Source organism: Larsenimonas salina (genome assembly GCF_023736155.1).
In the GTDB taxonomy this organism is placed as follows: domain Bacteria; phylum Pseudomonadota; class Gammaproteobacteria; order Pseudomonadales; family Halomonadaceae; genus Larsenimonas; species Larsenimonas salina.
Map to the genome: position 1 here is coordinate 901,177 of NZ_JAMLJJ010000001.1, position 13,453 is coordinate 914,629.

Here is a 13,453-nt window from a genome sequence, read left to right on the forward strand (position 1 = left end):
AAAAAGGAGGCCGAAGCCTCCCTTTCAAGAACCACTTGAAACCTCGTTTCAAGTAGCGCGTTTTCTGACGCAAGATCGCCGGATAACGGCGCCGAACCTACCTGCCAGATTTCCCTGCGATTGGAACAGTGATCGCCTTTGACCCTGCATGCTCTTCATGTCGAAAACGCACTTTCAAGCGTAATTCAGCCGGCGCAGCGTGCAAGCCGGCAACCGGCGATTCAAGCCTTGAAGGCCAGATACAAAAACGCCCCGGACAATGCCGGGGCGTTTCGATCATACCTTCAGCGATCAGGACGCGTACTGACGTTCCTGGTCGTTGCGACGGCGCTGAGGCTTGTCGCTGTCTTCGCTGATTTCAAGCGTTCGACCGCCGACACGCGCTCGGCCCATTTTGGCCAGAATCGAACTCGGGAGCCCTTGGGGCAGTTCGACGGTGCTGTGCGACTGGCGAATGTCGATGCGACCGATACGTGCGCCTTCGATACCGCCTTCATTGGCAAGTGCACCAACGAGCTGACCGGGCTTGATGCCGTCCTTGTGACCGACCGACACACGATAACGTGTCATGCCTTCATCGGGGCGACGATTACCACCGGCGCCACCCGCTTCGCGACGACGACGCGGTTTCTCATCACGACCACCTTCCCGGCCGCGGCGCTCATTGCCACGTTCCTTGCTCTGCTTGGGCAGTGCATGAATCGGTGATTCGTCAGAACGCGCGATGGACGCCATGGCGCAGGCCAGCTCGACCGGATCGACACCCTCGGCGATCAGAGACTCGACCAGCTCGCGCTGTTGCTCGAAGCCTTTATCAAGCGCCGCTTCAACACGGGTCTTGAATCGCTTGGCGCGGTGAGCGCGGATCGCCGACTCATCGGGCAGTTCCATATTCGCGATGGCCTGACCGGTCGCCTGCTCGAGCACGCGAACCTTGCGGCTTTCGCGAACGCCGGCAAAGCTGATGGCGATGCCGTCACGTCCGGCCCGGCCGGTACGACCGATCCGGTGAATGTAGGACTCGCTATCGTGCGGAAGATCGTAGTTGAACACGTGCGTGATGCGCGGCACGTCAAGCCCGCGGGCAGCGACGTCAGTTGCGACCAGAATGTCGACCTTGCCTCGCTTGAGGCGAGTCACGGTGCGCTCACGGAGGCTTTGATCCAGATCGCCCGACAGCGCAGCCGCAGATACGCCACGACTCAGAAGCTGCTCGACCAGTGTCGTACACGCAGCACGCGTACGGACAAAGACGATGGCAGCATCGACCGGCTCAACTTCAAGAATACGCGACAGCGCTTCAAGCTTTGCCGGACCATCGATGCGGCAAACGCGCTGTTCGATGGTGGTCGTGGCTGCCTTGGATTCGATCTGAACCTTGACCGGATCAACCAGATAACGGTTGACGATCTTTTCGATTTCATGAGGAAGCGTTGCCGAGAAGAACACACGCTGCGCGTCTTTCGGCGTGTCCTTGACGACGCGCTCGACATCGTCGATAAAGCCCATGCGAAGCATTTCGTCGGCTTCATCAAGTACCAGTGCATTGAGGCCTTCAAGGCTCAATGACTTACGATCCAGGTGATCGATGACACGACCCGGCGTACCGACGATAACCTGAGCACCGTTTTTAAGGCCACGGAGCTGATCGCGGTAGTCCTGACCACCGCAGAGCGCCTGAACCTTCAGGCCTTTCATGTTCTGGCCGTACAATGAGAAATTGACGGCAACTTGCTGTGCAAGCTCGCGTGTCGGTGCCAGAACGAGCACCTGAGGTTCACGTCGATTGACATCGATGCGTGAAAGAATCGGCAGCGCGAACGCAGCCGTTTTGCCTGTACCGGTCTGAGCCTGTCCCAGTACGTCACGGCCTTCGAGCACAGACGGGATGGTCTGAGACTGAATCGGAGAAGGCTGTTGGTAACCGATGGAATCGAGGGCTTCGAGAACGGCAGGCAGTAACGCCATGTCGCTGAATGTCAGCGAGGCATTGGAAGTCGAGGTCATGTCACACCTTAATGAGCCGACGCATCCGGCCGGCGGAGAAATTTAGTGCAGTGCACAAGGGCAGTCGGCCCCAGACACCACGGTCGCACGATCAAGTACAGGGCTTGCCTGTGTGTACGCAACGTGTGGCGACCAGCGCAGAACATCTGCGCCTTTCCATCTGTGCAAGGCAGCGGCTTGCGCCTTAACGCTGTCGGAGAAACGTCCCCGATTGCTCAGACAGTAAAGAGGGGGCGTATCAACTAGGATGGTAGGGTCTTACTACACATGCGAGGAACAGCTACTGTATCATACCAAAGGTTAGTTGCCTACTTTATTTAACGAACGGACAAGGCCGCGTTCTGCCCGCCTGATTTGGAGAGCCCCATTGCCTTACATCTGGATTGATGCCGACGCCTGCCCCAAGGCCATCCGCGACATCGTCGTACGCGGCGCCGAGCGTACCGGCTATCACGCCTATTTCGTCGCCAATCATGCCCTGCCCCTGCCCAAGCGCCATTGCCTGACAATGATCAGCGTTCCGGGAGGCGCCGATGCCGCCGACGATGTAATTATCGAGCGTGCCGAGCAAAATGATCTGGTGGTGACCTCTGACCTTCCTCTTGCCGATGCCGTGATCGCCAAGGGCGCCCAGGTCATGACCTCACGCGGCGAGGCGCTGACGTCCAATAACATCAAGGCGCGGCTTAACATGCGCGACTTCATGGAAACGCTCAGGGCAAGCGGCGAGCACACCGGCGGCCCGTCCGGAATGTCCGCCGCCGATGTGCGCGATTTTGCCAATGCCTTCGACAAGGTGCTGACACACTGGCGCACCTCTACTGCATGATGCCCTTGCCCGGCAACCGGGCACGGTCGTGCTCACGCCAAAGCTCAAGTGCTGGGCCAAGCGGCACGATGCCATTCGGATTGACGGTCGGATGACTTTGATAATAGTGGCGCTTGATATGATCGAAATCGACGGTGTCAGCGACTCCGGGCCACTGATAAAGCTCACGCAGGTAGTTCGATAGATTCGGGTAATCCTCGATCCGGCGGATATTGCACTTGAAGTGCCCGTGATAGACCGCATCGAACCGAATCAACGTGGTAAACAGGCGAATATCGGCCTCGGTCAGATAGGCCCCGACAAGATAGCGCTGGCGATCAAGCCGGGCTTCAAGATCATCCAGGGTCTTGAATAAAGCCGAAACATGCTTTTCATACACGGACTGCTCTGTCGCGAAGCCTGCCTTGTAGACCCCGTTGTTCACGGTGTCATACACCTGTTCATTGACGTCATCGATCTGCGCTTGAAGCCCCGGCGGATAAAAGTTAAGCGAATTGCCGGTCAGTTGATCGAACGCGTCGTTCAGAATCCGCATCAGCTCGGCGGATTCGTTGTTAACGATATCGCCCATCTTTTTATCCCAAAGCACCGGCACCGTCACTCGGCCGGTGTAATTGGGGTCGGACTTGATATAAAGCTCGCGATGAAAATCGACCCCGTTGATGGCATCGCCCGTACTGCCCTGACGTTGATCGTAGCTCCAGCCGTCATCGCCCATGTATGGGCTGGTCACGGAGACTCCGATCAAATCTTCAAGGCCTTTCAGCCGGTGCATGATCAAAATACGATGCGCCCACGGACACGCCAGAGACACATAAAGGTGATATCGATCGGCCTCCGCCGGCCGCACCTTTCGATCATTGGGTGGAATCATGCCATCGCCCACGACCCATTGCCGGCACTGAGACTGCTCACGCACAAACTCTCCGCCGGTGCTTTCTGTGTCGTACCACTGATCTTTCCATTGACCGTCGACCAAAAGTCCCATGCCAATTCACTCCTTTAATAAATGGGGCGCGCCGAACCGCACTCGGCCTTGACTGCCTCTTTAAGACACATGGCCAATGCGCTCGTGGCCGGCCCTGCACTGTCCATGTCGCGATAGTAAAGTCGTATGGGGACTTCACGAACCCGCCCTGCCTTGAGCGGCAAGGGCTTTAATCGCGCATGTACCAGCCCTTGATTCAGCCTGGTTTCCGACACCCAGCAAAACCCCAGCCCCTTTGAAAGCATGTCGAGCGCGGTGCTTACGTGGCAAACTGTCCAGCGCTGTTCAGCCTTGAGCCAGCCGGAATCGACGCTTGTAGAACGCGCGGAATCCCGCACCACGATCTGTCGATATTGATGAAGGTCACGTAGATCAAGCTCTCGACGCACTTGATGAAGCGGATGAGACTCGTGGGCCACCGCGATGAAACGCACCTGCGTCAACAACTCCCCCAAAAACCCCACCGGCTCCAGACCACTGATCAATAGATCCACTTCGCCACGTTCGAGGCGCTCGATGCCCCCTCGCAATACGGTTTCATAAAGCTGGATGCGCGTATGAGGAAACTGTTTCGAAAAGCGGTCGAGTGCATCGGAAAGCGCGTCGGTTGGATAAATTTGATCGACGGCAATGCTCACTTCAGGCTCGAGGCCCTCTGCAAGACTTCCGGCCACGTTTTCAAGCGCATCGGCCCCCTCGAGCAACTGACGTGCCCGGCGCAAAAGCAGGCTTCCTGCTTCGCTTAGACGCACATGACGCCCTTCGATGTTTAAAAGCGTCACCCCAAGCTGAGCTTCCAGCTTATGCACCGCATGATTGATGGTGGAAGGGCTTTTATGGATGGCTTCGGCTGCCTTGGCAAACCCACCGTGGTCGACCACAGCGGCCAACATCTGCCACTGAGCAAGCGTGATTTTGGACATGACACAACCTCGAGGCACCAGGAGTGTAATGAGCATCTACTGGCTTCGTTGGCGGAATTGATCAGTCTGGGAAGCGCCGCTGCCCCGATTTCGAGCTCGCCTCACTGTCTGAAAAACGCTCCAAACAGGTCAGCGACACCGTATAAATCATACATCGTTCATCGCCGAAACGGTCGAGCTGAATCGGGAATTTCAAGATCTTTACCGCAAAAATACCGTCTTTAAAGCATTTTAAGAGCCCACGCTTGTTTCTTTTTCTAACTTTTCATAAATCGAGCCATGGGATAAGGTAGGCCAGCCTGATCGTCATACGTGGTCGTATACTGTTCACCTTTATTTACACGGGCCTCACCCTATGCTGCGAATACTGCGTTCGCTACCCCGAGCACACAAATTATTGCTGTTACCGGCAGTCACCGTTGTCACCGTGCTTGGCACGCATACCCTGGTCGCCGGGCTCGAAAATTCAGATACCGAATCAACCGTTGACGTACAGCCCATCGAGCTTGCTGCCACCGAAAGCACGAACCCGCCTTCTTCTCCGGCACCTCAGATGGTTACACCCCTGCCCATGAGCGTGCCTCTGTTCAGCGAGCCGGTTCGTTCAGACATTTCCACCTCGGCACTCGAATTTGCACTTAGTCTGCAAACCGACGCCGCGCAGAAAATTCTTCCCTCTGACAGTAGCTTCGCCGAACCGTTTGACCTGGAAGAAGACGCATCGACGCTTGAAGGAGAAATTGCCGCCACGGAACAATACGTCCCCGAATGGCAAAGCTACACCGTTCAACCCGGTGACAGCTTTACCATCATGGCAGAGCGGAACTTCGGTCTCGGGTACGGCGATGTCATCAAGATATTGAACACCCTACCCGACAAGAAAGTACTGACGCGATTGAGAGTCGGGCATGACCTGTATTACAAGCTCGACCGAGCCGGCAATTTAATCGCTTTAAAAGTGATGAAAAATGCCCGTGAAGGGTACCTGCTCGATCGAAGCGACGCAGATCAGGCCTTTACGCTTTCAAACGTCACACAGGCCACACAGGCGACCCAGCGCATGTTCGCGGGAACGGTCGAGGGCAGCTTCGGCGCATCGGCACTTGCAACCGGACTTTCCTCCGCTGAAGTTTCTGAGCTCACGAAAGCGCTCGGCAAGAAGATCAATTTTCGCAAGGATACGCGCCAGGGCGACCGGTTCCAGGTGCTGGTCGAGTCGGAAATGATTGATGGCCGTCCGCTCGCCTCGCGGATCCTTGCGGCCCGGTATGAAGGAAAGCGGCTCGACCTGTCGATCGTTCGTCATGATGACACCTACTACACTCCGACCGGAAAAAGCCTTGATCCCTCGTTCGAGCGCTATCCGTTCAACGGTCATCATCGGGTAAGTTCGCCGTTCAATCTGCGTCGCCACCATCCGGTAACCGGGCGAATCAGCCCGCACTACGGCACCGACTTCGCCATGAAAACGGGCACTCCGATCGAGGCGGCAGGCGCTGGACGTGTTACCAAGGTGGTCAATCACGCACTGGCGGGGCTTTACGTTGTTATCACCCACGATAATGGCTACAAGACACGTTATCTTCATTTGTCGCGCTCTGTGGTACGACCAGGTCAACGCGTGAAAATGGGTCAGAAAATCGCCTATTCAGGCAACAGCGGGCGTACCACCGGCCCTCACCTGCACTATGAAGTCATCGTGAATAACCACCGCGTTAACCCGATGCGGGTCAAGTTGCCGGGCGGCACTCACCTCAAGGGCAGCGAGCTGGCCAGTTTCAAGAAACGCAGCCAGACGCTTTTGACCAAGCTGGATAACGCCGACAACTCAAAAGCCGTTGCCAAGCGCACACGTAAAGAAAGCGATAACGAAAGCTGACGCACTAGGTGCGCTGCCCACATAAAAAAAGCCCTCACCATGAGGGCTTTTTTTGTGCACGAATTGACTGTGCTCAGCTCGTTGTCGACTCACCGTCGGTCAGACGTTTCGGTACGTCGGGTGCAGAAATCAATCCCTCGTCGTGCTCCAGATGCTCGCTATCCCCCGCAAAGCCACCGCCCAATGACTGAATCAGCTTGATCGAGGCCTGCTGCTGCTGTGAGGTCACGGTGGCTAGCGTTCGCTCGGCACTAAGAAGCTGCTGCTCGGTCGAGAGCACCTGCAGGTAATTGGCAATACCGGCTTGATAGCGCTCTTTTGAAAGCGTAAAAGCCTTCTCGGCGGCCTCCTTGGCTTGACGCGCCGCTTCGAGCTGCGTCCGGTAGGACGATACGGCGTTGACCGCATCGGCCACCTGATTCAAGGCCGACAGCAGGGTCTGATTATAACGACCGACCGCCATGTCATAGTCGGCCAGCGTGCTCTCGAGATTGGCTCGAAGTTTGCCGCCTTCGAAGATCGGCAATGAAATCGCCGGGCTGACGCTGCCCGCCTTGGCAGACTCACTGAACATGTAATCGCCCAGATAGGACTTGAACCCTGCCATGGCACTCAAGTTGATGTTGGGAAAAAACTTGGTCTTGGCAGCCTTCACGTTCTTTGATGCAGCCTCGACGCGCCAGCGCGCGGCCACAATGTCAGGCCGACGGCCGAGAAGCTCTGCTGGCAGATGACCCGGCAACACAAGCGGAAGCTCGGTAAGGGCGTTAGGCTCTGACAGCGCAAAAGCACCGTCAGGCCCTTTACCTATGAGCTGCGCCAATGAAAACTTGGCGCTTTGAAGTTGCTGGTCGGCACTGGCAAGCGATTGTCGAGCGCTTGATACGCTCGAACGTGCCTGCAGCTGCGGCGCCTCGTTTTGAAGGCCGCCCCGCGACAGTTCCTGGTTGATGTCGGCGATCCGTTGCGTGCGCTTCAGGTTCGCCTTCGCAATCTGTCTGAGCGTATAGGCATCCTGAAGCTTGATATACGCTTGAGCCACGTTGGTTGAAAGCGACAGAAGCGTTGCCCGATAATCGATGTTCTGCGCCCTCGCCTGGCCAAGCGCGGCTTCCCAGGCGGCCTTGTTGCCCCCCCATAAGTCGACGTCGTAACTGAAGTTCAAAAGCATGCCGCGCGTCGTGCTGTAAAACCCGCCAACGCCTGTAGGGTCATCGACCTCAGACACCCGTGTACGCGTTACATTGGCATTGCCATCGAGCGTTGGCAGCCGCTCGGCATTTGCAATTCCAGCCTCGGCGTTGGCCTTTCGAAGGCGCGCCCGGGCGATTTCCAGGTCGGGGCTGTTATCCAATGCCTGCTTGATCAAGGCGTCCAGCATGGGGTCATCGAACGCGCGCCACCACTTCGTTTCAGGCCATGCGGCCTTGGACAACGGCACCTTCGCCAGCGTTTTTTCCGAATGAACGCGGTCGACACTTCGAATATCGCTGTGAGACTCGATACCCGCATAATTGGCGCAGCCCGCCAACAGCGCGGCCATAGAGAACGCCGCACTCATAGCGCCCCACTTGAGACGTTTGCACGCACCAGGCAATGTTTGACTCACACGCGATTCCCCACCAGATTCAAGTGACGTGCATGATACGTAAGACGTTGAGCCAACGCCAATACAAAGCGTGCTAACTTTTTAAGTTCAATAGTTGGCTTTCATCACAGAGTGGCGTGCGACCACCCATAAAAAAACCACTCAGCGAGTGGTTTTTTATCGAATCAATCCGATCAACTCTTCTTGTTGGCGGCTTCTTCAATCAGTGCTTCCTTGGTGCTCTTCGGCGATTCGATCAGTTCACGTTTCAAATCACTGTAAAGCCCACGTTGAGTATTGCAGGAGGAGCAGAATACCTTGTCTTCCGGATTGTGCACCTGTGAAAGCCGGACACGATGACTGCCACATTCAGGGCAGGGAGACGGCATTCGCATTTCTTCGGAAAGGTCGTTCATGGGGGCTCCTTTTAGAGATAACTCGTCGCGAAGGTCGGCGTGAGTTTAGCCCGCAATGCGATTACCGGCCAGCCTGAGCTGGCCGGTAAAAGGAATCAATCGACGCGCTTCAAGGTCAGATCCATATTGGATTGAATCTTGGTGTAATCGCGGCTCAGGATCTGGAGGTTACCGTTACTGAGGGGCAGCAGATTATAGACCGTCGTCCCATCCTGTCCGGTCAGCTGATAGACTACCGGATACTGGTTCGGGCCGGCGTCATTAAGGACCATGACCTGTCCCTTGGTGATCATTGGCTCGTTACCTTGTGACTTACCAAGGTAGGTGCTTTTCATGGTGAACTTGCCAGAGACGTCGTTTTCATTATCGATCATCAAACGTGTCTTGATACCCGAGCAGTCAGCACAAGGTAGAACACCCGCATAGTTACCTTCTACCTGATCGTAGGGTGAATTTTCCTCGAGGCCGCCACTTGCGCACCCAGCCAAAAGTGAAACACCCATAATTCCTGCAAGACCAAACATGCTGCGCTTGTTGGACATACCCTAAATCTCCATATTCGGGAAGTGTTCCTCCAACATAGTCGTGAAACCGAAAAGTCTCAAAGAAAAGCCTTTAACGAGTTCACCTACAATAAAATCCGCCATCTACAGAGGTTCTTATGCGTCAACTTCTTGCCACATTACTTCTTCTGACAACAAGCATCTGCGCCAGCGCCGGCACGCCGTCCGCTGCTGGAGTCCACAACGCCCTGGACAGCTTCGTGAATAAAAATGACCTCGCCACCCGCTACCGACTGGACCGCCTTGCAGACAATACCATTGAAGCCACGGTCTGGTTCGACGGGGACTATAACTTCAATGCCGAAGAGATCGAGGCCTACAGCGATGGAATCTGCTACTCACTGATGAGCCAGGCGGTTCGCACAGGCCTTGGCCAATCGGACAAGCCATTGTCGGTCGTCTGCCATGCGCGGATAACCGACCCGTCGCATCCCGAGTCGGCAGGTGCGCCCTTGGGTACCAGCGAAAACGACGCAAAAACCGGGCTCTTTAAATTTTCTCCCGCCGGCAATGATCTACTGGCTCAAAAGGCCAAGAGCTGACTGGATAAAAGCGCTCCCCCTCCTGCACTGGCTCAAGCGTTCAAAAATGTGCTGGCAAGCGTCTTTGCACGTGCAGGAGCTTCGCTGTCGCGCTCAATATGCGTTTGAGAAATGACGCCTTCCTTCAACAGACAGAGCGTATCACACCACTGATTTCTATCTGATTGGGCAACCCCCATCTCGTTTAGATAGAAATCCAGAAGGGCTCGAATCCGCCGTTTGTGCTGAGCGCAGCGAACATGAGTGGGATGGTTTGGATCGCTGTATTCTGCGGCGGTATTGACGAAAAAACAGCCGCGATACTCGGGAAACGTTGACTCTTTATTGGCCTGCCAATCGTCCAGCGCATCGAACAGGGCGTCACTTAATTCGCTCGGGGTGTCCGCGATGGCCAGCCGCTTGGCCAACCAGTCCACAAAGGTGTTATCCCAGTAATCGACCACATCGAGCACCAGATTCTCCTTGCTGTCGAAGTGGGTATACAGGGTTTTCTTGGCAATTCCTGACGCCGTAAGAATCTGATTGATGCCAACGGCATGAATGCCATCGCGATAGAACTCTGTAAATGCTGTTTCGATCAGCTGTTGACGCTTACTGCTCATGAGTCATTGCCCTCGCTTTCGCGTAATACGCTTTCCGTAAACCCGATATGGCGCTCAGATGAATCGGAAATGCGCCGTCCATGGCTTTGAAATTAAGCATAGTGGCTTTTGAGGGGACGCGTGGCAGCATTGCCTTACATAATCGCAAGTTTACTTATATCGCCCTGGATTCGCTTACCGTAGGCGACATATGGATTCCAATTCAAAACGACTCATCACGTAATTTAAATCAAGAAAAATCCACATCCTTATCAGTCAGTTAAGTAGACAACATCGATCACTTATGCCGATAAGCTCTACTATTTGCAGTGTTTTCCGGTTTTAAAGGGCCCTGGATTTCGATTAAAATACTAATACTTATTCCAACAAAGCTAATAAAAAAGAATTAGAGACCAAATCAGACACTAGCCCTATTCCCATTGAAGTCATTCGAACTGACGAGTACGGAATCCATTTATCATGTTTACATTGATCCTATCGTTCTGGCGCAGCTACAAATGTCGCAAACTTCGCGAACACACGGAGGAGTTAAATTGCCAGGCAGCAGCACGCCTGGCAGCCAAGGCCGATGGCCAGACACCGCTCTCATCGTCCAAAGAGGCTATCGGCTCAAAATCTGCTGACGTCATTACAGACGATGAGCAGCCCGCCTCATCGTTCTATCAACGTGATATCAGCTCAAGCGTTGTAAGCTGACTCGCACCGCCATCTCGTTCTTTTATCTGGTACGACTTCACACCGGCGTCGCTCAAAAGTGCCTTAAGCGTAGCGCGCCGGTCGTCAAGCAACGCGCGCACTTGTTGGCCATCAAGCGATGACCGTTCACCCCGACTGACACCAGGCGTCAACCGTACTGCAAGCTTCGAACGCTTGGCGAGTCCGCGCGCCCAATGGGTCAATCGATCGGCCTTGGCCTCGTTCAATCGATATTCCTGATGCCCGAAACGAATCTTGATCGTGCGCCCGTCCTGTTCGACCGTCGAATGGCCGATGGCTTGGTAAAGCGAGGTCGGACCACGGCCGGACGCCTTGGTCGAGCTTGAGTCCGATACCAGCGCCGACAGCGCATCAAATGGCGATGTCAGGACATCGGCAAAGGCCTTTCTCAGCGCCTGCCAGACCAGCGCACTTATATCTACCGAGGCCTCATTGGCACTCAGGGTGAACGGCACACTCAGCGTTAGCCGGCCCTGATCATCTTCAAGCAGAGCAATGGCCGTTTTGATGGGAAACGAGGGTGGCTTACCGACCGGTTGCCCCAGTGCCAGATTATTGAAGTAGATTGTATTGGAAGACCGTATGGTCTCGCCTTCGAGCCGATAGTGCATCGTTGCACTGACCTGGCCCTGTTTTACTTCGTATCCGCCAAACTCACGAACATAAGGCGCGAATTCGGCCACAGGCATTGATTTGATCGAAAGCTCTACCTTGCCCGAGCGCGGCGTATCAAACAGCGCCAGCTCGCCCTTGAGCGAAAGCGGTGACGATGAATCAACCTGCCCTGTCATTTCGACGGATAACGGTTTGGTATCGCGGCTGTCGACGTTATCGAGCTGACCATGCAACTGATTGAGCGTGACGTCGAACGGCTCCTTCAGGTGGCGGTCTTTCAATTCAATGGTGCCGTCTTCCCAGCGAAGCGTCTTCAATCGAATACCGCCCTCGCGGTTTTGCGTTTGTCCCTGCTCGTTGCTTGCCTGCTCGTTCTTTACCTGCTCTGTGTCGGCCTGTTCACCTTCTGCGGCGCCATCGGACTTCTGGTCGTGATCGCTTGTCGTTTTGCGCTCGGAAGGCATCAGCGCACTCAGATTGAACGAGGACTGCGGCGTGATCTCTGCAAGAATCCACGGCGCGCCCAGCACCAGCGAATCCACTGAGATCTTGCTGGTCGGTTGATCAAACTCGAGCCCCGTCAGTCGTATCGACTTGGCTTTCATGAGCGGCGCTTTTGCATCATCGACCAGCACCGGTGAGGCCAGTGACAAATCCCCCGCCAGCGACAACCCCTTCGCGCCATCGATCAGATGAAGCTCCCCATTCAACACTCCCTGGGTAACGGTGGCACCCGTCATGTAACTCATTGCCTTCTGGTAGGCACTGACCGGTACCTGATCGAAGTTGAGCCACAATGACGTTGACCATGGCATGAAGCCCATCTTGCCGTGCCCGGCAAGCGTGCCACTTTCAAGGCGCCCTGCGCCTTGAAGGTCAAACGGTTGCTTGCGTGCACTGTCGAATCCCTTTGCGGTGATCGACACTGAATCGAGCGCCACTCGGCTCGATCCGGCCGGCGTGGGCAAGGTCCACGCCAGCTGGCCGTTATCCACGTTCAAGGCGTCCACCTGGAATGAAGACGACCCGCCACCACTCTCACCGTGCGCGAACAGCGTACTCAGGTTGAGCGCGCCCGTGGCCTTCGTTTCAAGCTCGAGTTGCGGCGCCTCGAGATCGACCCGCTCGATGTGCCAGACATCGTTCCAAAGGGAGGCGTAGGTGAGATTGAACGTCGCCACCTCGGCCGCGATGACCGGGTGGCTGTCGACGTCGTTTCCGGGAATGTGTAGTGAGTTCAGCGTTAGCGTGGCCGTAAACGGGTTGAACCACACGCGCTCAAGGGTGACCTTGCGCTCGGTCATGGTTGAAAGCCTTTCCTCGATACTTGACTGAGCGTACTGCATGGCCAGGAAGTAACCGCCAGCGACGACAACGCCGCCCAAAAGCCAGGGGGCCAGGCGTCGTCCCCACTGTTTGGCGGCGTGAGCGTTAGTATTACGGTCGGTCATCGTGGCGGTCCATCGGCTGCGGGTAAAAGCGTATCACGTAACAAGGCGCGCTCATCGTCGAGGGACACCGACGATACCGGTCGGTCGGCCCGGCGATACCAATAGGCCGCATTTCCATGATCGCCCTCCCAGCGATGCAAATGGGCATGCAGCCAACGGATCGACCGCGAATCGGTATGTTCAACGATGTCGTGCGCTCGCTGCCAATCACCTCGCTGGACGAAAAAGAGTGCTCTGATCACCGCCGGCCAATGCACCAGTGGCTCAGTTTCGGTCAGCTGTCGGTCGAATTCATCGCGTGTCACCCCACCGTTTGTTTCAGCCATATACTCG

General features: G+C 55.7%; 13 protein-coding genes. 4 read left to right on the top strand and 9 right to left on the bottom strand.

The features are described from left to right. Positions 1 to 291 precede the first annotated feature (291 nt). A complete protein-coding gene (locus NAT23_RS04305; RefSeq protein WP_251925928.1) occupies positions 292 to 2,007 on the bottom strand; it encodes a DEAD/DEAH box helicase in 1,716 nt (571 codons plus the stop codon). A gap of 367 nt (positions 2,008 to 2,374) precedes the next feature. Here NAT23_RS04305 and NAT23_RS04310 point away from each other — a divergent pair, with 367 nt between their 5' ends. Beyond that, on the top strand, positions 2,375 to 2,836 hold the full coding sequence (locus NAT23_RS04310; RefSeq protein WP_251925930.1) for a YaiI/YqxD family protein: 462 nt from the start codon (positions 2,375 to 2,377) through the stop codon (positions 2,834 to 2,836). Here NAT23_RS04310 and NAT23_RS04315 read toward each other — a convergent pair. Together NAT23_RS04315 and NAT23_RS04320 are read right to left on the bottom strand one after the other, a co-directional pair. Beyond that, a complete protein-coding gene (locus NAT23_RS04315) occupies positions 2,826 to 3,824 on the bottom strand; it encodes a glutathione S-transferase family protein (protein ID WP_251925941.1) in 999 nt (332 codons plus the stop codon). The genes NAT23_RS04310 and NAT23_RS04315 overlap by 11 nt on opposite strands. A gap of 14 nt (positions 3,825 to 3,838) precedes the next feature. Beyond that, on the bottom strand, positions 3,839 to 4,747 hold the full coding sequence (locus NAT23_RS04320; RefSeq protein ID WP_251925943.1) for a LysR family transcriptional regulator: 909 nt from the start codon (positions 4,745 to 4,747) through the stop codon (positions 3,839 to 3,841). A gap of 397 nt (positions 4,748 to 5,144) precedes the next feature. Between NAT23_RS04320 and NAT23_RS04325 the strand changes: the two genes are divergently transcribed. Beyond that, entirely contained in the window at positions 5,145 to 6,626 is a 1,482-nt protein-coding gene (locus tag NAT23_RS04325; RefSeq protein ID WP_251925945.1) for a peptidoglycan DD-metalloendopeptidase family protein, read from the top strand. 73 nt (positions 6,627 to 6,699) lie between these two features. On the opposite strand, the gene NAT23_RS04330 is transcribed toward NAT23_RS04325, so the two are convergent. The 3 genes from NAT23_RS04330 to NAT23_RS04340 form a co-directional block, all read right to left on the bottom strand. Beyond that, on the bottom strand, positions 6,700 to 8,187 hold the full coding sequence (locus NAT23_RS04330) for an efflux transporter outer membrane subunit (RefSeq protein WP_251925947.1): 1,488 nt from the start codon (positions 8,185 to 8,187) through the stop codon (positions 6,700 to 6,702). Positions 8,188 to 8,408: 221 nt separating this feature from the next. Continuing rightward, complete coding sequence (locus NAT23_RS04335; RefSeq protein WP_251590780.1) at positions 8,409 to 8,630, bottom strand: hypothetical protein; 222 nt, start codon at positions 8,628 to 8,630, stop codon at positions 8,409 to 8,411. Positions 8,631 to 8,725: 95 nt separating this feature from the next. Further along, a complete protein-coding gene (locus tag NAT23_RS04340) occupies positions 8,726 to 9,172 on the bottom strand; it encodes a copper resistance protein NlpE N-terminal domain-containing protein (RefSeq protein ID WP_251590782.1) in 447 nt (148 codons plus the stop codon). Positions 9,173 to 9,291: 119 nt separating this feature from the next. On the opposite strand from NAT23_RS04340, the gene NAT23_RS04345 reads away from it, so the two are divergent. Beyond that, on the top strand, positions 9,292 to 9,735 hold the full coding sequence (locus NAT23_RS04345; protein WP_251925949.1) for a hypothetical protein: 444 nt from the start codon (positions 9,292 to 9,294) through the stop codon (positions 9,733 to 9,735). 32 nt (positions 9,736 to 9,767) lie between these two features. Here NAT23_RS04345 and NAT23_RS04350 read toward each other — a convergent pair whose 3' ends face one another. Continuing rightward, complete coding sequence (locus NAT23_RS04350; protein WP_251925951.1) at positions 9,768 to 10,337, bottom strand: TetR/AcrR family transcriptional regulator; 570 nt, start codon at positions 10,335 to 10,337, stop codon at positions 9,768 to 9,770. Between the two features lie 459 nt (positions 10,338 to 10,796). Here NAT23_RS04350 and NAT23_RS04355 point away from each other — a divergent pair, with 459 nt between their 5' ends. Further along, complete coding sequence (locus NAT23_RS04355; protein WP_251925953.1) at positions 10,797 to 11,033, top strand: hypothetical protein; 237 nt, start codon at positions 10,797 to 10,799, stop codon at positions 11,031 to 11,033. Here NAT23_RS04355 and NAT23_RS04360 read toward each other — a convergent pair. Both NAT23_RS04360 and NAT23_RS04365 read right to left on the bottom strand, forming a co-directional pair. Then, positions 11,000 to 13,120, bottom strand: coding sequence for a DUF748 domain-containing protein (locus tag NAT23_RS04360; protein ID WP_251925955.1), 2,121 nt, complete (start codon positions 13,118 to 13,120; stop codon positions 11,000 to 11,002). The two genes, NAT23_RS04355 and NAT23_RS04360, sit on opposite strands and share 34 nt — an antisense overlap. Further along, positions 13,117 to 13,446, bottom strand: coding sequence for a hypothetical protein (locus NAT23_RS04365; protein WP_251925957.1), 330 nt, complete (start codon positions 13,444 to 13,446; stop codon positions 13,117 to 13,119). Before NAT23_RS04365 ends, NAT23_RS04360 begins: the two co-directional genes overlap by 4 nt. Positions 13,447 to 13,453: the final 7 nt, after the last annotated feature.